Annotated in this window: 14 protein-coding genes; 8 read left to right on the forward strand and 6 right to left on the reverse strand. The window is 73.4% G+C overall.

What is annotated here, in order from left to right:
- Nucleotides 1–164: 164 nt before the first annotated feature.
- From QK440_RS24585 to QK440_RS24610, 6 genes are all read left to right on the forward strand, one after another.
- Complete coding sequence (locus QK440_RS24585; protein ID WP_282795367.1) at nucleotides 165–725, forward strand: GNAT family protein; 561 nt, start codon at nucleotides 165–167, stop codon at nucleotides 723–725.
- Nucleotides 726–967: 242 nt separating this feature from the next.
- Complete coding sequence (locus QK440_RS24590; RefSeq protein ID WP_282795368.1) at nucleotides 968–1,684, forward strand: TetR-like C-terminal domain-containing protein; 717 nt, start codon at nucleotides 968–970, stop codon at nucleotides 1,682–1,684.
- 389 nt (nucleotides 1,685–2,073) lie between these two features.
- The gene (locus QK440_RS24595; RefSeq protein WP_282795369.1) at nucleotides 2,074–3,384 is read left to right on the forward strand and encodes a cytochrome P450; all 1,311 of its coding nucleotides are present in this window, start codon (nucleotides 2,074–2,076) and stop codon (nucleotides 3,382–3,384) included.
- Nucleotides 3,384–3,578, forward strand: a complete 195-nt coding sequence (locus tag QK440_RS24600) for a ferredoxin (RefSeq protein WP_282795370.1) — start codon at nucleotides 3,384–3,386, stop codon at nucleotides 3,576–3,578. The genes QK440_RS24595 and QK440_RS24600 overlap by 1 nt, the downstream gene beginning before the upstream one ends.
- Before the next feature lie 112 nt (nucleotides 3,579–3,690).
- Nucleotides 3,691–4,203 carry a GNAT family N-acetyltransferase gene (locus QK440_RS24605; RefSeq protein ID WP_282795371.1) on the forward strand — a complete coding sequence of 171 codons (513 nt, stop codon included), beginning with the start codon at nucleotides 3,691–3,693 and terminating at the stop codon, nucleotides 4,201–4,203.
- A gap of 147 nt (nucleotides 4,204–4,350) precedes the next feature.
- A complete protein-coding gene (locus tag QK440_RS24610; protein ID WP_282795372.1) occupies nucleotides 4,351–4,950 on the forward strand; it encodes a DoxX family protein in 600 nt (199 codons plus the stop codon).
- Between the two features lie 53 nt (nucleotides 4,951–5,003).
- Here QK440_RS24610 and QK440_RS24615 read toward each other — a convergent pair whose 3' ends face one another.
- From QK440_RS24615 to QK440_RS24625, 3 genes are all read right to left on the reverse strand, one after another.
- Complete coding sequence (locus QK440_RS24615; RefSeq protein ID WP_282795373.1) at nucleotides 5,004–6,902, reverse strand: hypothetical protein; 1,899 nt, start codon at nucleotides 6,900–6,902, stop codon at nucleotides 5,004–5,006.
- Between the two features lie 103 nt (nucleotides 6,903–7,005).
- Entirely contained in the window at nucleotides 7,006–10,278 is a 3,273-nt protein-coding gene (locus tag QK440_RS24620; protein WP_282795374.1) for a hypothetical protein, read from the reverse strand.
- Between the two features lie 297 nt (nucleotides 10,279–10,575).
- Entirely contained in the window at nucleotides 10,576–11,592 is a 1,017-nt protein-coding gene (locus QK440_RS24625) for a LacI family DNA-binding transcriptional regulator (protein WP_282795375.1), read from the reverse strand.
- A 258-nt stretch (nucleotides 11,593–11,850) separates the two neighbouring features.
- On the opposite strand from QK440_RS24625, the gene QK440_RS24630 reads away from it, so the two are divergent.
- Nucleotides 11,851–12,798, forward strand: a complete 948-nt coding sequence (locus QK440_RS24630; protein WP_282795376.1) for a nucleoside hydrolase — start codon at nucleotides 11,851–11,853, stop codon at nucleotides 12,796–12,798.
- Nucleotides 12,795–14,243 carry an MFS transporter gene (locus QK440_RS24635; protein ID WP_282795377.1) on the forward strand — a complete coding sequence of 483 codons (1,449 nt, stop codon included), beginning with the start codon at nucleotides 12,795–12,797 and terminating at the stop codon, nucleotides 14,241–14,243. The genes QK440_RS24630 and QK440_RS24635 overlap by 4 nt, the downstream gene beginning before the upstream one ends.
- Nucleotides 14,244–14,403: 160 nt before the next feature.
- Here the strand turns inward: QK440_RS24635 and QK440_RS24640 are convergent, their stop codons facing one another.
- The 3 genes from QK440_RS24640 to QK440_RS24650 all read right to left on the reverse strand — a co-directional run bounded on the left by QK440_RS24640 (nucleotide 14,404) and on the right by QK440_RS24650 (nucleotide 16,946).
- Nucleotides 14,404–15,273 (reverse strand): class I SAM-dependent methyltransferase, encoded by an 870-nt coding sequence (locus QK440_RS24640; protein ID WP_282795378.1) that lies wholly within the window; start codon nucleotides 15,271–15,273, stop codon nucleotides 14,404–14,406.
- A 239-nt stretch (nucleotides 15,274–15,512) separates the two neighbouring features.
- Nucleotides 15,513–16,463 carry a hypothetical protein gene (locus tag QK440_RS24645; RefSeq protein WP_282795379.1) on the reverse strand — a complete coding sequence of 317 codons (951 nt, stop codon included), beginning with the start codon at nucleotides 16,461–16,463 and terminating at the stop codon, nucleotides 15,513–15,515.
- Between the two features lie 150 nt (nucleotides 16,464–16,613).
- On the reverse strand, nucleotides 16,614–16,946 hold the full coding sequence (locus QK440_RS24650; protein WP_282795380.1) for a hypothetical protein: 333 nt from the start codon (nucleotides 16,944–16,946) through the stop codon (nucleotides 16,614–16,616).
- Between the last annotated feature and the right edge of the window lie 35 nt (nucleotides 16,947–16,981).

Raw genomic sequence — 16,981 nt, forward strand, 5'->3', positions numbered from 1 at the left:
CCCCCAGCGCGGCTCCCCCCCCCCCCCCCCCCCCCCCCCCCCCCCCCCCCCCCCCCCCCCCCCCCCCCCCCCCCCCCCCCCCCCCCCCCCCCCCCCCCCCGCTCCGCTGTCCGGCGAACCGATATTCGGTTGCCCGCCCACCGGGGAGGGGAAACAGTCGCCCCGTGCGAAACATCGAGCTGTCGGACGGCGTGGTCACCCTGACCCCCCTCACCCTGGATGACGTCGACGCGCACCTGGCGGGCGAGGACGACCTCCTGGTGCGCTGGCTCAACGGCGAGCCCAGCACCCGCGCGAGCACGGAGGAGTACGTACGCCACTGCGCGGACCAGTGGGCCACCGGCGGCTCCCTGCGCGCCTTCGGCGTGCGCGCCGGGGACGGCCCGACGCTGGCGGGCACCATCGACGTCCGGCTCGCCAGGTCCGGCCCGGCTCCCGGCGCGGCCAACATCGCCTACGGCCTCTACCCGGCGTGGCGGGGGAGGGGCCTCGCGACCCGCGCGGTCGACCTGGTCTGCCGCTACACGGCGACCGCGGGCGCGCGCGTCGGCGTGATCCGCGTGGACCCCGGCAACACCGCGTCGGAGGCGGTGGCGCTGCGGGCGGGCTTCACGTACATGAAGCAGGTGCGGGACGCCGACGGCACGTGCCTCAACTGGTACGTCCGCGACCTCAAGGGCCTCGCGGCACCGCCGTACGCCGCCGCCCCGCCCGCGCCGCACTGAGGCGCCCGCCGCGCCGTCGGGCCGGGAGCCGCCGGCTGCCGGAGCCCGACTCGAGCGGCGGTGGAGCCGTGGTGGAGCCCGCGGGACGGGAGGTGGCGCGCCCGCCCGCGACGATCCGGCGCGACACCCCCAACTGGCGTGCGCAAGGGGGCGGTTGACGCCCGGTGTGGTGCCGCGGTCGCGCCCCCGACCCGCCGCGGAGGACGTCGACAGCACCTCCGGTATCTGCGAGGGTTCGGATCATGACTTCCACCGAGGCACAGCACGAGGGGGACGCCGTGGTCGAGCGGCTGAAGGAGGAGGCGTTACGGCGCCTCACGGAACGGCACAAGGTGCACCTGGACCCCGGCGCGGTCGCCCGGGACGCCGGTGTCGACCCGCAGGAGGCGCGGCGGCACTACCCCGACGGGGACGCGCTGCTGTCCGCCATGGTCCTGGGCGCCTACACCTCCCTCGCGGACAGCACGGAGGCCGCCGCCGCGGCCGCCCTCGCGGAGGGCGCGGACCCGCTGCGCCGCTGGGTCGCCATCTGGCTCGGCATCCGTGAGTGGGCCATGGCCCACCCCGAGGAGTACGTCCTGCTCTGGGGCCGTCCGGTGCCCGGCTACACGGCACCGCCGGAGACCCTGGAGGCGGTCGCCCGGATCGTGCTTTCGATGGTGGCCGTCCTGCGCGACGCCCACGAGGCGGGCCTGCTCACCGGGGACCGGCCCGGCGAGGAGCCCCTCAGCGACGGGATGCGCCAGAACGTCGACGCCCTCGCTGCCGGACTCCTCGAAGGGCTGCCGAGGAGCGTGATGGCCCGCATGTTCGTGGTGTGGACCCAGCTCCACGGCATGGTGGGCTTCGAGGTCAACAGCCACATCATGGACATCGCCCCCGACCCCACGGCGGTGTTCTCCTACGGCGCCGCGGCGATGGGGGAGTACATCGGCCTGCCCCGGAAGGCCGGGCAGTGACCTCGTACTGAACAGCCGGGGCCCCGGCGGCGGGGGCCGGGCGGTGACTCCCGGGCGCGACGATCAGCGGGTACGACGAGCGCGGTGTGCTCGTCGTGCCCGCTCGCGCGTTCGTCCGGCGAGGGGCGCCGCCGCCGGGAACCGGCCAATTCGTGCCGTGGACGTGGCACGTGTACGCGGGGGAGCGGAGCGGATATGCCTGCGGCTTGCGCGGTCTGGCGCGTTCCCGCGGTGTCGTTTTCGGCCTCGATCCGCCCTCCGGGGACATGCGAGGCGACATTGGCCGAAGCGTGCGTGGTCCGGATAGCTGCATAGGGCATGAAGTGGAGGGACGGACCGCCTCGGGGGACTGGCAGATCCGTACGCCCGCCGGAGAACCGGAGACCCGCATGTCACAAGCCGCTCCCTTCCCTCAGGACCGTACCTGTCCCTACCACCCGCCCGCCGGTTACCGCCCGTTGAGCGAGCAGGGCCCGCTCAGCCGCATCACCCTGTACGACGGCACCGAGGCGTGGCTCGTCACCGGGCACGCCGAGGCCAAGGCGCTGCTCAGGGATCCCCGGCTCTCCACCGACCAGCGGAATCCGGCCTTCCCCGTGCTCGCGCCCCGGTTCGAGATCGCCCGCCGGGTGCGGACCGCGCTCCTCGGCGTGGACGACCCCGAGCACAACAGGCAGCGCCGCATGCTGATCCCGCCGTTCGGCGTGAAGCAGGTGGCGGCGATGCGGCCCCGCATCCAGCACATCGTCGACCAGCTCCTCGACACCATGCTCGAACAGGGGCCGCCGGTCGACCTGGTGGCCGCGTTCGCGCTGCCGGTGCCGTCCATGGTGATCTGCGAACTGCTCGGAGTGCCGTACGCCGACCACGAGTTCTTCGAGGACGCCTCGCGCCGCCTGCTGCGCGGCAAGACCGCCGACGAGGCCGAGGAGGCGCGGCAGGCGCTGATGCGCTACCTCGGTGCCCTGGTCGACCGCAAGAGCGAGGCCGCCGCCGACGGCGGTGAGACCGTCCCGGGCGCAGCCGCCCGTGGTGCCGAAGCCGCCGACGGGGAGACCACCCCGGGCGCTGCCGGTGCCGCTGGCGTCGCCGAGCGGAGCACGGGCGGCGGGGGCATGCTCGACGACCTCGTGCGGGAACGGCTGCGCACGGGCGAGCTGGACCGGGACGAACTGGCGCGGATCGCGCTGGTGCTGCTCGTCGCCGGCCACGAGACGACCGCCAACATGATCTCGCTGGGCACCTTCACCCTGCTCGAACACCCCGACCAGCTCGCCGCCCTGCGCGCCGAGCCCCGGATCGTCCCGGACGCCGTGGAGGAGCTGCTGCGCTTTTTGTCCATCGCCGACGGCCTCCAGCGGGTCGCCACCGCCGACATCGAGGTGGCCGGGCAGACCATCCGCGCCGACGAGGGCGTGTTCCTCTCGGCGGCGGCCGTCAACCGCGACACCGCCGTCTACCCGGACCCGGACGAGCTGGACATCCGCAGGGACGCGCGGCACCACCTCGCGTTCGGCTTCGGCATCCACCAGTGCCTGGGGCAGAACCTCGCCCGCCTGGAGCTGGAGATCGCCTTCGCGTCCCTCTTCGACCGCGTCCCCGACCTCCGGCTCGCCGTCCCGCCGGACCAGATCCCGATCAAGCCCGGCGACACCATCCAGGGACTCGTCGAGCTGCCCGTCACCTGGGGGCGCGCCTGATGCGCATCGCCATCGACACGGACCGCTGCATCGGAGCGGGCCAGTGCGTCCTCACCGCCCCCGGCGTCTTCACCCAGGACGACGACGGCTTCAGTGAGGTCCTGCCCGGCGGACAGGGCGGCGCGGGCGACCCGATGGTGCGGGAGGCGGCGCGCGCCTGTCCCGTCCAGGCCATCACCGTCGCCGACGAGTGACGGGCGCGGGTGGGGCGCCAGGCCGGGGCCCCGCCCGCGCACGGGGGCGCTCAGGGCGTGCCCGCGCCGAAAAGGACGGGCGCGCGTCGGCCGGGGCCGGAACAATCGGATCATGCACATCCGAGAGGCCCGCCCCGCCGACCTGCCCGTACTCCAGGACGTCGAAAGGGCCGCGGGCCGCTGCTTCCGCGACATCGGCATGCCGGAGATAGCCGACGACGAGCCGCCCGCCTTGGACCACCTCGCGCGCTACCAGCAGGCCGGCCGCGCGTGGGTCGCCACTGCCGACGACGACCCCGACCGGCCCGTGGCATACCTCCTCGCCGACCCCGTCGACGGGAACCTGCACGTCGAGCAGGTCTCCGTGCACCCCGACCACGCGCGCCGCGGCGTCGGCCGCGCGCTCATCGAGCACGCGGCCGGCGTCGCGCGCACACGCGGGCTCCCGGCCCTCACCCTCACCACCTTCGCCGAGGTTCCCTGGAACGCGCCGTACTACGCCCGCTGCGGCTTCGCGATCCTCGACGAGGCGGCGGCCGGGCCCGAGTTGAGGGCGGTGCGGGCGGGGGAGGCCGCCCACGGCCTCGACCGGTGGCCCCGGGTGTGCATGCGGCGTCCTGTGTGAAGCCGTGGTGCCGGGGCGGATGAGGCTGGTTGCCCCCTGTGACGGGGCTTGGTCCGGACCTATCATCCGAGGGGACGGGCGGGTGCGTACGCGTGCCCGCTCGCCGTGCGGTCCTCCGTCCCCCACATCGAGGAGGGATCCACCAGCATGTCGTCCCCCAACCGCCCTTCGAGCCCCGCCGGGCAGCCGGCCGCGTCCACCGACCCCGCGTCGCACCGGGCGGACCCCACCGCCCCCGCCACCCCGACTCCCGCGCTCCAGCCCGGCCTTGACCTCGGCCTCCTGGCCCTGCGGCTCGCGGTGGGCCTGACGATGGCCACGCACGGCACGCAGAAGCTCTTCGGCTGGTTCGACGGGAGCGGCCTCGACGGCACCACGGCCTTCTTCGCCGCGGACGGCTACAAGGCCGCCAGGGCGATGGCCTGGGTCGCCGCACTCACCGAGACGTTCTGCGGCCTCGGCCTCGCCCTGGGCCTGCTCACCCCGCTCGCGGGCGCGGGCATCATCGGCATCATGCTCAACGCCACCGCCGTGAAGTGGGACGGCGGCTTCTTCTCCCCCGAGGGCGTCGAGTACGACCTGGTGCTCCTCGCCGCCGCCGTCTGCCTGGCCCTCACCGGCCCCGGCCGCGTCGCCGCCGACCACCTGCTGCCGGGCCTGCGCGACCACCGCTACGCGCGCGGCCTCGCGGCGGTGGCCCTGGGCACGCTCTCGGCGGCGTTCGTCCTGGTGGTCCTGCACGACTGACGCCGTGGGCGTACGTGCCGCTCTCGACTCCGCCGGGGATCCTGGAGGTGCCCTCAGGGCGCCTCCTCCTCCGCCAGGCGCTGGGCCAGGCCCTTCAGTTGCCCGGCCATCTGGTTCAGCTCCGCGCGGGTGGTGTCCGCGCCGATGATCTCGACGTACTGGAAGTGGTCCGCCTTCAACTCGTCGTGGATGAGTTGGGCCTGGGCCACGGGGAGGTCGCCGGGGACGACCGCGAAGAGCTTCACCTTGGTCGCCGAGATCCGGACCTCGACGAGTTCCTCACCGATGTAGATCTGCTCCAGCTTTCCTATGTCGCTGGGCGAAAGCCGCTCCACGTCCTTGCGGAACTGCCCGCCCGCCTCGGCGAGTTGGTACTCCTGTTGCAGGTCGAAGAAGGTCTTGTGGTAGGGCTTTCCGGTGACGCGGGCGATCTCGCGCTCGCTGCGGAACCTGTTCTTGACGAGGCTCAGGAACGTGGCCCGGTCCTCGGCGCTCCTGAGGGACGACAGACCGCCGCGCCCCCTGCTCAGGCCGCGGGCGGTCTGGCCGAAGCCGGCCTTGGCCTCGAAGATCGCCTCGATGTGCAGGACGCCGTTCCGGCGGATCGCGAGGATGCCGTCGGTGACCGCGCTGCCGCTCCGGTCGGCGATGAGGTGGCCGGGGATGAACTCCAGCTTCTCGCGGTAGGCCCTGATGCCCAGCGCCTGGGGGCCGGTGCGCAGCCGCAGCCACGGGACGATGCGGTTCTCGACCAGTTCCTCCAGCAACTGGCCCTTCAGGTTGTTGATGTACGGCCCCTTGGAGAGGACCCGGCGCACCGCGGGGACGTCGAGGTCCTCGAGCACGGGGTGCCGGCCGGTCATCCGGCGCAGCAGCGCCTCGATCTCGTCATCGAGGTCCCCGGCCACCCGGCCCACGCCACCGCCGGAGGCACCGCGTCCACCACGGAGGAGTTTGGGCAGTCCCTCGGCCGCCTCCTTGCCGAGCTTCCCCGTGATGCGGCCCTCGACGCGCAGGGCTTCCTCGGCCTGCCGCACCGACTGGACGGCCGGGCCGTTGACGGCCATACGGTCGGCCGTGAGGACCAGGCGCCGCCAGGCGGCGCCGTCGTGGCCGTACAGGCGGGCGAGCCGGGATTCGGTGTACATCAGGCGGCCCGCCTTGACCATCCGGCCCGCGAACGGCAGCAGGAGGGTGGCGAGCAGGACCGCGCGCTCGATGTCGCCGAGCCGGTAGCCGAAGAGGTCGCGGCCCTCGTACGCCTCGTACGCCGCGAGCATGCTGCCGATCAGGGGCAGGGAGCCGACGGCGGTCTCGAACAGTTCGGCCTCCAGCGGCGGTTCGACGGGGATCTCACCGCGCTCGACGTCCGGCAGCAGCCGCTGGGCGGCCCGCAACAGGGCCACCACGTCCGGGCGCTGGGGCAGGAAGACCGTGTGGTAGCCGGCTTCCGCCGACAGCCGAAGGAAGGCCGTGTCGTACGGCTGGGCGCGGAACCAGGCCATCAACTCGTCGGCGACGGCGGTCATGTACAGCTTCGAGGTCTTCTCGTTGGGCGTGATCAGGTAGTCGACGCCGTTGCGCGGGTCCTTGGTGTAGGACTGCTGCACTGCCACCTGGGTGCGCAGCCGGCCCGCGAAGGCGAGGTACTCCAGGTGCTTGCGCGCCAGCAGGGCGGCGTCGACCGGCCGGTTCACCTCGCGGCCGGCTCGCTCCTGCACGGCGGCGTACCAGCGCTCCGGGCCGCTGAGGCCGGTGGTACGGCCCCGCCCGCCGCCCGCGTACGCCTGTGCCAGGGCGGGGCCCGTGGCCACGTCCTCGCGCATGATGTCCACCGTGCGGCGCGCGACGGCGACCTCGTCGGCGGGCGTGCGCGGGCGCAGCAGGTGCTGGAACAGCCGCAGCTCCGCGGCGGCCAGTTGCTCCAGGAACGGCCTCGCGTTCACCGGCATCGACGGTCTCCCCTGCTGTCCTGGTGTCGTGTTCCGCGCCTCGCCCGCCGCTGGTGTGCCGCTGCCACGGCGCCGGTGGTGATCCTTGGCCCCGGTGCGGCCGTCAGTCCTCGACCCACTCTCCCGAGCCGTCCTTGTGCCAGGTCGGGAGTTTGTCGTCCGGACGCAGCTTGACCAGGGTGGTCGGGATGCGGACCCGCCACGGGTCGCCTTGGGGCACCTCGGCTCCCGGCCGGTCGAGGCGCTCGGCGATCTCCTCGGCGATGGGCAGGTAGAGCGGGCTGGTGATGGGGGGAAGCGGGCCGCCGTTCCACAGTTCGCCGAAGTTCATGTAGTGGTCGACGGCCCCCTCGAAGCCGGGGCGCACCGGCACGGTCACCCGGCAGTATCCGGCCTTGAGGAACTGGTTGAACTGCGGGTCCGGGTCGTCGTAGCTCAAGCGCTCGTCCCACTGTCCCTTGCGGCCCCAGAAGTACGGGTACGCCACCCAGGTCAGGTGCTCCCATTCGATGGCCTGCTCGAAGAAGCGAACGTACGCGCCCTCGGCGGCGGCCTCCTGGACGTCGATCTGCGGGATGGGGGAGCCGTCAGGACCATGCTTCACCTCGATCGCGCCGAAGAGGTCGAAGTGCTGGTCGGTGAGGATGCTGACACAGTTCTTGCGCAGTTCGTCGGCGATGAGGAGTTGGTTGGCCCGGGGGTTGCGGCCGTGGATCGGCACCCCGGCCTGGAGCTGGAGGGCGGCGAGCTTCTCCTCGTACTCCGCGAGGCGGGCCCGGTAGGCGGTGGTGAGTTTGGCGTGGGTGTCCAGCGCCCACTTGCGCATGGCCCGCTCGGTGCGCCGGCACTTCACCTCGATGCCGACGGCGACGTGGGCGAGCCGCCAGGTCTGGATGGCGACCGGCACGGAGTCCCGCTCCTCGGCCAGCGAGGTGGTCCACAGCCAGTGGCCGTCATTGCTGAACCGGTGGGTGCGGTTGCCCACCAGCACGTCGACGGAGCAGCCCTGCTCCCACAGGTTGAACAGCGCCCCGCAGGAGACCTGTACGGCCATGTAGCCGTCGTCGATGGCCACCTGGCCGGAGTGGGTGTAGTCGGTCTTGCTGTCGCCGCCGCCCGCCTTGTAGTCGAAGGACTTCGTCCGGTACGGCTCCGGCGGCGGGGAGACGTCCGTCGCGTCGTAGAGCCGCACCCACTGGGCGTAGTTCAGCTCGGTGATCTCGTCGGGGCGCAGGGTGAACTGCTGGGGCTTGTCCAGATCCACGGCGCTGGCGTGCGCCGATTGCAGCGTCTCCACGAAGTACGCGGCCGGCTCGGGGATCATGAAGTCGAACATGGTGCGCAGGCCGTAGTTGTACATCTGGGCCTCGTAGACCTTGTTGACCCACTGGTACACCCCGGCGATGTTGTTCAGACCGTTCCGGTTGTCCAGGCCATGGCTGTTCTTCTCCGTCACCTCGGTGGTGACGCGCAGCGAGGTGCGCTCCAGGACCCGCTCGGAGATCCGGCTGGCGCTGCGCTGCGTCACGTCCTGTGCGAACACCGCGGCCGACTTGGTGGCCTCCTCCTTGTTCCGGGACTGCGACCCCTCGGCGGAGGCGGTGAACTCGACCGTGGGACCGTACTTGCCCGAGACCGTCAGACCCGCCTTGAGCTGCGTGTCCTCCTTGATGACCGTGCTGGCCTCGCGCGTCATCTCATAGCGGTCGGTGGACTCCAGCTCCCGCTCCTCGGTGGTGGTGACCTCCGACTCGCTGACGGTGATCTGCTCGGTCTCCTGGCGGCGGGTGTGCTCCCGCTGCTTGCTCTCGCCCCGCAGCACGTTCTCGATGTGCGCGATGTCCGCGCCCTCGTACCCGACCAGCTGCTGGCGGACCAGGATCAGGTCGGCGACCCCGGAGGGGGCCACCGTGCCGCGGCTGCGCGGAACGCGGTCGTCCTCCAGCGGGATCCGCTCCGGCGGTGGTGTCGTACCGACGACCAGGGCCGTCCACGGGGAGGGCAAGGGGGTGGAGACGGTGACGAGGGTGTCGCCCACGCGTTTGACACTGCGCCGGGTGGGCCGGCCCACCAGGGTCTCCAGTTCGCCGCCGATCACGTCCTGTTCGTCCCTGAGCGTGTCCACGATGCGGTCCAGCGGCTGACCCACCGGGCTGATGCCCCGTTCGGCCAGCACGGTCCTGGTGCCGGGACTGAGCTTGTCGGCCGCCGCCTGGTGCAGCCGGAAACCGAGGTCGGACAGGGCGGACGGCGTGAAGGGCGGGGTTCCGGAGAGCAGGTCGGGGCGGGCGCCGAAGAGCTGTCCTGCGAGGTGGGCCGCTCCCTCCACGGGCGGAGGGGGCGGGGCCGGAGGATCCCCCTCACCGGCCGTGGCGGCGTCCGGCGCGGCGCCGGACACCGCAGTCGGCCCCGTGTCGCCGTCCGTACGGGGCTCTGCGCCGGTGCCCGCCGGGTCCGGGCCGTCGGCCGGACGCGCCCCGCTCCCGGAAGCACCGGCTGTTGCCACCGGTGGCACGGGCTCGCCGAGCGCCCGCAGATTGGCCTCGCCGAGCTTGTTGTGGAAGTGCACCTGCCGGGTCAGCGCCGCCGGCGGCTGGAACTCCTCCGGGGGGACGGTGCCCGCGCCCGCGGTCTGCCGGGTGGACAGCAGGTGCTCGCCGCCGAGTCCGGTCAGCTCGCCCACCGCCTCCCGCAGCCGTCGGTGTGCGGTCAGCAGGGTGGCGGCGCGCTCGCGGCGGGCCGCGGCGGCCTGGGCCTCCCGCTCCCGCTGCCGCTGCTCCGCCGCCTTGGTGGACAGCTCGGGTTCGAGCCCGGTGGGTCGCGGCAACCGCAGGGGGCGCCGCAGGGTGCGCTGGGCGTCGTCCGCCTTCGCGGGGAAGGCCGTGTCGGTCGCCAGCCGGGCGATCAGGTCCAGGTGGCGCAGCTGCTCGGTGAGGGCGGCCAGCGGCCGGCCGTGTTCCCCCGGCAGGTACTTGATGGCCAGCAGGCTGTCCCGGAGCTTGGCGACGGCATCCAGGTAGGGCTGGGACGCGACGAGGGCGGACGGCTCGGAGCCGTAGGCGTCGCGTACGGCCTTCACGGCCGCCGTACGCAACGCCCCGGGCTGGCCGGGCGGAGCCCCCAGCAGCCGACCGAGCGCGGCCGTGAAGGCGGTTGTCTGCGCGGCCAGGGGAGTGCGCGACGGATCGCCGACGAACCCGGCCGACGCCACGAACTGCGTCGCGGCCTTGCGTGCCTCGACACGCGGTTTTTCGGAGGTGGCCGCGGAGGCCAACGCGTTCTGGAACGCGGACTGTTGAGAGAGGTCGATGCTCGGGCGGTCACCGTCCTGGCTCACCGCGGGACGGACCAGCGACATACGGAACAACGGTTCCATGAGGCCCCCTTGAGAGTGTGCAGGCAAGAACTCGCCTCAAGGCAGCCCTGCGCACCAGCCACAGATCGACAGCAAGTTCTGATGTGTCGAAGACAGCGTTGCGACACACCGGAAACCCAGGCAACTCGTGTTCCGTTGAGCGGAACACGACATCCGCGACATCCGCCAGCACCGAGGCCGCCATCGCGCTCGACGGCCTGCGGCGGCAGGCACCTGGGACTACCCGCGGAACCACGCCGACGCGAAGTCCCCCGTGGTCGCCAAGACCCTGCGGCGGGCCGCCGGGTGCGGGCCCCCCTAGCCCCGGTCCCGGTCGCGGGCCCCGCTGGAGTCGCGGACCACCAGCTCCGGCGCCAGCCGTATCGTGCGCCGCGGCCCCGCGCCGTCGCCGTCGAGGCGGCGGGCGAGCAACTGCGTGGCCCCGGCTGCCAGTTCGGCGACGGGCTGGCGGACCGTGGTGACACCGGGGGAGGCCAGTTCCGCCATCGGGATGTCGTCGAAGCCGGTGACGGCGACCTCGCCCGGCACGTCCACGCCCAGCTCCCGCAGCCGCTGCAGCGCGCCGATCGCGATGAGGTCGTTGGCGCACACCAGCGCGTCCGGGCGGGCCGGCAGCACCTGGTCGACGGCGGCCCGCCCCCACGCCACGGAGAAGTCGCCGAGAGCCACCCGCTCCGGCGCCCGGGGGTCGAGCGCCCCGGACCCGGCCGCGTACGCCGCGCGCCGCTCGGCCGCCGCCGACGCCGAGCCGTGCGCGCCGACGAAGCACGGGCGCCGGCGTCCGGTGGCGGCGAGGTGGTCCAGGACGAGGGTCGTGCCCGCGGCGTTGTCCACGGCCACGGAGTCGGCGATGCCCGACCCGCAGCGGCGGTCCATCAGGACCAGCGGCACCCGCCGCGCCGCCGCGGCCACCGCGTCCCGGCTGCGCCGCTCGTCGGCGGGGATCACCAGGAGCGCGTCGACGCGGCGGCTCAGCAGGTCGTCGACGCGCTCCGCCTCCGCCACCGGGTCGTCGTCGCAGTCCGCGAGCAGCACCGCGCGGCCCTCCGCGTGCAGCGCGTGCGTCAGCTCGCGGACGAGGCCCGGGTAGAAGGGGTTCGTGATCTGCGGCAGGACGAGGCCGACGGTGCCCGTCGCACGGCTGCGCAGCGCGCGGGCCGCGTGGTTGGGGCGGTAGCCGAGCCGGGCCGCGGCCTCGCGGACGCGGTGCGCGGTCTCGGCGCCCACGGGCCGGGTCCCGGCGAGCACCCGGGACACGGTGGCGACCGAGCAGCCGGAGGCCCGGGCCACGTCCCGGAGCGTGACATCGCCCATGGCCGCGCCACCCCCTTCGTACGTTCCGGAGAACGTTATCAGCGGCTGTCCGGCCTCCCGGGGGAGGCAGAGGGGTCATCCGTCGTGCTCGCCGCGCGCAAGGAGCCCATATCAGCAGGTCGCAGCGGTGGGCATCGGAACGGATGGGTGTGTTCCGAATCATTGACATAATGCGCAGCCGTGCACAAAGTCTTCGGAGAACGTTTTCCGAGGTGTCGTCGCACAGCGACGCCTCAGCCGAACAAAGAGGTTCCGCGAATGGCCAGAAAGATCATCCTCGACTGTGACCCGGGGCATGACGACGCGATCGCCATGCTGCTGGCGCACGGCAATCCGGACGTCGAACTGGTCGCGGTCACCACCGTCGTCGGCAACCAGACCCTGGAGAAGGTCACCCGCAACGCCCTGTCGGTGGCCCGCATCGCGGACATCACCGGCGTGCCCTTCGCGGCGGGCTGCCCCCGCCCGCTGGTGCGCGACATCGAGGTCGCCCACACCATCCACGGCGAGAGCGGCCTGGACGGCCCCGTCCTGCCCGAGCCGGTCCTGGAGCTCGACGGCCGCCACGCCGTCGACCTCATCATCGACACGGTGATGTCCCACGAGCCCGGCGAGATCACGATCGTCCCCACGGCCGGTCTGACCAACATCGCCCTGGCCGTGCGCAAGGAGCCGCGCATCGCCGAACGCGTCCGCGAGGTCGTCCTGATGGGCGGCGGCTACCACACCGGCAACTGGAGCGCCGTCGCCGAGTTCAACATCAAGATCGACCCCGAGGCCGCGCACATCGTCTTCAACGAGCGCTGGCCCGTCACCATGGTCGGCCTCGACCTGACCCACCAGGCGCTCGCCACCCCCGAGGTCGTCCGGCGCATCGCCGCCGTCGGCACCCGGCCCGCCGCGTTCGTGGGCGAGCTCCTCGACTTCTTCGGCGCCATGTACCTCAAGGAGCAGGGCTTCGAGCACCCGCCGGTGCACGACCCGTGCGCGGTCGCGTACGTCATCGACCCCGACGTGATGACCGTGCGCAAGGCCCCCGTGGACATCGAGCTGACCGGCACCCTCACGCTCGGCATGACCGTGGCCGACTTCCGCGCCCCCGCCCCCGCCGACTGCCGTACGCAGGTCGCCGTCGACCTCGACCACGGCCGCTTCTGGGACCTGGTCGTCGACGCCCTGGAGCGCATCGGCGAGGTGCCCGCGTGAACGCCTCCTTCACCGAACCCGCCGCGTCCCCGGCGGCACCGGGCCACCGCCCCGTCCGCGTCTGGGTGCTGGTCGCCGCGCTGCTCGCGGCGTGCTTCGCCTTCCAGCTCAACGCGAGCATGCTCAGCCCCGCCCTGAAGAGCGTCGAGGACTCCCTCGACGCCACCGCTGCCGAGGTGGGCCTGACGCAGACGGCGTTCTTCACCTCCGCCGCGCTGTTCTCGCTGTTCCTGCCCCGCCTCGGCGACCTGGTCGGCCGCCGCCGGGTCCTTGCCGCGATGATGGTGATGATGGCCGTGGGCTGCGTCGTGGCCGCGCTCGCGCAGAGCGTGCCGATGCTGTTCGCGGGCCGCGTCATCCAGGGCGTGTCCGGGCCGACGGTCCCGCTGTGCCTGATCATGCTCCGCAACGAGGTGCACGAGCCCAAGCGGTACGGCACCCTCCTCGGTGTCATCACCGCCGTCAACGGCGGCATCGCGGGCGTCGACTCCATCGCGGGCGGCTCCCTCGCCGACCACTACGGCTTCCAGTCGGTGTTCTGGGTGATGGCCGTCGTCGCCGGGCTCGCCGCGCTGCTCGTGGCCACGCTCACGCCCGAGTCGACGGCCGCCACCGCCGGTGACACCCGCATGGACTGGCCCGGCGTGGCCCTCCTCGTCGTGTCCGTCGGCGCGGCCCTGATCGGCCTCAACGAGGCCGGCAAGCTCGGCGACGCGAACTGGCCGCTCGTGGCCGGGCTCGCCGTCGTCGCCGCGGCCGCCTTCGCGCTGTTCTGGCGCGCCGAGGACCGCAGCCGCCACCCGCTGGTGGCCACCCGGCACCTGCGGCAGCGCTCCACGTGGGCCCTGCTCCTGACCACCGTGCTCACCATGACCGGCGTCTTCGCCGTCATGAACGGCATGATCCCGGCGTTCGCGCAGAACGCGGACGCGGGCTTCGGCATGACCGCCGAGGAGTCCGCCTGGTGGACCCTGACGCCGTACGCCCTCGCGGGCCTGGCCATGGGCCCCCTCGCGGGCCGCCTCGCCGCCACCCACGGCTACGGCAAGGTCCTGCGCTTCGGCCTCGTCGGCTCCGCCGGGACGGTCGCCCTGATGCTCCTCACGCTCCGGGTCGACTCGCGGCCGCTGCTGCTCGTCTCCTCGGTCCTGATCGGCGTCGCGTACGCGGGCATCGCCAACATCGTCCTCAACGGCCTCGGCATCGTACTGTCGCCGAAGGAGAACCCCGGCTTCCTGCCCGGCCTGAACGCGGGCGCGTTCAACCTCGGCGCGGGGCTGAGCTTCGCCGTCCTGTACGCGGTGCAGACCGCGGCCGCGCCGGCGGACAAGACCTCGGCGGCGGGCTACTCCGCCGGCATGATCGCCGGAGTCGTCCTCATCGCGGCGGCGTTCGCGGCGTCCTTCCTGATCCCGAAGCCGGTGGAGGCGGAGGAGCCCGCCTGACCCGCCCGCCACCGGGCCCGCCCACCCGCCGGCCCCCGCCCCCGGACCGCGCGCACGCCCCGGCCCGCCCCCGCGACGAGCGGAGGCGGGCCGGAGCCGTGTCCGGAGGCGGGCCGGAGCCGTTTCCGGGAGCGGGCCGCCGTGCCTCGCCGCGCGCCTCTCAGGCCTCGGGCTTGCGCAGGACCAGGAGGTGGTAGTCCACGTGGTCGCGGGTGAAGGAGCGGTAGGGCTCCATGAGCGGGTCGGTGTGGGCGACGGCCTCCTTGCCGTACCGCTCCTCGATCTCGTTCCGCCGGTCCTGGTACAGCACACTCATCAGCTCGCCGCAGATCACCGCGTTGCTGGTCATGTCCTGCGTCCGCGCGAGCTGGAAGCCCGCCTCCGCGATCTCGCCGACCAGCGTGGTGAGCGGCCGTATCGGCGGACACGTCCAGAGCGTGGTGTACGCGTTCGCCTCCTCGTCGGTGGGCGTGCCCCGCAGCGTGAACTCGGTGAACAGGAAGCGCCCGCCCGGCCGCAGGACACGCCACGCCTCCCGCAGGCCCTGGGCGCGGTCGGACAGGTGGGGCACGCAGTCGATCGACCAGGCGGCGTCGAACGACGCGTCCGGGTACTCCAGCGCCATGGCGTTGCCGTACGCGAACTCGACCCGCTCCCCGGCGGGGTGGTCCTGCCGCCGCTCCTGGCAGCGGGCGAGCTGGCTCCGGCTCACCGTGATGCCGGTGACGTGGCACCCGGTGCGCTCCGCGAGCCGCAGGGCCGGGGCGCCGGTCCCGCAGCCGATGTCGAGGACGCGGGAGCCGGGCGCCGGGTCCAGCGCCTCGACGAGGAACTCCGTCTGCCGGTCCTGCGCGAGGTCGGCAAGACCGACCAGGCTGGTCACGCGGGTGTGCGCCTCGTGGGGCAGGTACATGCCGATGTGCACGGCGCTGGACCCGAGGGTCATCGCCAGCATGTCGCCGTACTTGTCGTACATCGCCCCGACCTCGTCGGGGGTCGGGGCCGTGCCGCCGTGTACGTCCGCTGTCATGGTGGGTCTCCTCCCTGCGGGGGCGGATACCGGCGCTCCGCCCGGACAAGCCCATTGCACCCGCCCCACCCGGCTCCCGTGAGGGCGTAGTCGAGCCACGTATCGGCAGGCGCGGTCCGCGCGTGCGTGCACCGCCGCCGGGCCGGCCGCGGGGGACGGCCGCGGCCCGGCGGCGGTCGGCCGGGTCCCGAACGGGGGTCGGCGTGGCGGGACCCGGCCTGCGGAGGATGGCCTGTGGGTCAGCCGAACCTGACCGAGACGAGCTTGTTGTCGAAGCCGATCCTGGACAGGTCGGCCACGTCGCCCTTGATGGTCTTGGACTGGCCGGTGCAGTCGCGGCCGGACCACAGCCGCAGCGAGCCGTCCGCGGAGACGGAGGAGGTCACCTTCGGGCGGGCGACGTTCCGGCAGCCCGGCCCCGCGACGCCCTGCGAGGGCCCGTCGTCGGAGAAGCCGGGCTCGTCGAAGAGGACTGCGCTGGTGGCCGGGTCGGTCTGCTCCCCGCCGGTCCCGGCGCCGCCCCGCTGCCCGGCCTTCTGCCCGTTCGGGGTGACGCCGAACCACGTGCCGCCGACGCCCTGGCCGTTGGTGTCGCCCGGCTTCAGGTCCTTGCCGAACCGGTAGACGGGCCAGCCGCCGATGGTGACCTGGCGTGTGCCGTCGGCCCGCGCGACGACGCCGACGTCCGACGGCCGCACCCCGTCGACGAAGACCTTGCCGCCCGGGTTCACGAGGACCGGCGGCCAGGTCGTGGCGCACGCGCCGGCGCAGGTGGACTTCGACGGGGAGGCCGTGTCCTTGTCGAACCGGTAGAGGGTGAACCCGGCCCCGTTGACGACCACCGGATCGAGGTCCCCGGCCCTGGACGCCGAGAGCTGCACCCACGAGCGCTGCACGGACCGCGTGGCGGGCTTGCCCGGTGGATTGGCCCAATCGCCCGTCATGCGGGGCGCGTTGTGCTGCCGCGCCGTGCCGGACCGGAGGGTGAGGTCCATGGAGTCCGACCCGCCCTGAGCGCCCGGCTGCCCGGACGAGGACGCCGAGGGCGCGGCGGGCGCCTTCGCCCCGGACGCCTTGCCGTCACCGGAGCCGGAGCCGCCGCCGTCGCCGCCGCACGCCGTCAGAGTCAGGGCGCCCCCCGCCGCGAGGGAGACGAACAGGGTGGTGGTCTTGCGGGTCTTGCCGCGCATCGCGATCTCCTTCGTTCCAGTACCTGTCGGGAGCTTTCGATGCGTGAGTACGGAGCGGGCGCGGCGGGACGTTCAGCTTCCGCGGGTCCGAGACCAAACCGAGACATTGTCCAAACCGCGACTGAATCTTGGACCGGCGGGTGCCGGGCGTCAGCCGAGCCCTTCGCCCAGCGTGGCCACCGCCGACGGCCCGTACCCGGCGCGGGCCAGGGGTTCCCGGATGTCGTGGCCGAGGTCGGGCAGGTGGCCGACGAGTACGTCGGCGGTGCCGTGGACGCGTACCGCGCCGAGGGCGGCCGGCAGCAGCACGGTCCGCGCGCGGTCGAGCTCCAGCGTCCGGCCGGCGCAGGTGAGGGCGGCCGGGGCTCCCGCGTTGCTCACGACGTGGGCGGTGTCGAAGGCGCGGTCGAGCGCGGCCCCGCTCCGCACCCGCCAGCGTTCCAGCGCGAAGTACGGGCCGGCGCACAGGACCCCCCGGTCCACCAGGGCGGTGGCTCCGGGCCCGGCGTCGAGGACGT

The sequence above is a fragment of the Streptomyces sp. CC224B genome, from assembly GCF_030010595.1.
Lineage (GTDB): Bacteria > Actinomycetota > Actinomycetes > Streptomycetales > Streptomycetaceae > Streptomyces > Streptomyces longispororuber.